Raw genomic sequence first — 685 nt, 5'->3', positions numbered from 1 at the left:
ATCGCCAGCGCCATGGGCGCCAATGTCATCGCCATCGACCTCACGGATGAGAAGCTGGAGTTTGCCAAGAAGATCGGCGCGGTGGCGACGATCAATGCCTCGAACACCCCCAACGTGGTCAAGGCGGTCAAGCAGATCACCAATGGCGGCGCGCATATGTCGATGGACGCGCTCGGCCACCCGACCACCTCGTTCAACTCGATCGCCAATCTGCGCCGGCGCGGCCGCCACGTTCAGGTCGGGCTGATGCTGGGCGAACATGCCCGCCCGCAGATACCAATGGACAAGGTGATCGCCTTCGAGCTCGAAATCCGCGGCAGCCACGGCATGCAGGCCTACCGCTATTCAGCGATGATGGAGATGATCCGAACCGGCAAGCTGAAGCCCGAGTTGCTGGTTGGCAAGAGGATCAGCCTCGAGGAAGCGCCCGCCGCGTTGATGGCGATGGGCGGTTTTGAAGGCATCGGCATCGGCGTGGTGACGAAGTTTTGAGTAGACCTTCTACCGCGCAAACTTCTTCGCCCCGAACACGCAGGCCACCACGCCAAGCGTGACGACCACCATCAGCGGGCTCACCTGTTCGTGCAGCAGCGTCGCCGCCAGCGCCAAGCCGAAGAAGGGCTGCAGCAATTGCAACTGCCCGACGGCGGCGATGCCGCCCTGCGCCAGGCCGCGATACCAGAAC

The 685-nt window shown here is 63.2% G+C and carries 1 protein-coding gene and 1 pseudogene; one reads left to right on the top strand and one right to left on the bottom strand.

The window, feature by feature from the left end; all coding sequences use genetic code 11:
* On the top strand, positions 1 to 492 hold a 492-nt coding region (locus EOA29_RS38960; protein ID WP_145970138.1), incomplete at its 5' end, for a zinc-binding dehydrogenase.
* Between the two features lie 9 nt (positions 493 to 501).
* Here the strand turns inward: EOA29_RS38960 and EOA29_RS38955 are convergent.
* Positions 502 to 685 (bottom strand): annotated as a pseudogene (locus tag EOA29_RS38955) (EamA/RhaT family transporter); the annotation flags it as partial.

This window comes from Mesorhizobium sp. M1E.F.Ca.ET.063.01.1.1 (genome assembly GCF_003998155.1).
GTDB lineage: Bacteria > Pseudomonadota > Alphaproteobacteria > Rhizobiales > Rhizobiaceae > Mesorhizobium.
Note: the sequence above shows the minus strand (reverse complement) of the source record. Positions and strands in the feature narration are given on the sequence as shown.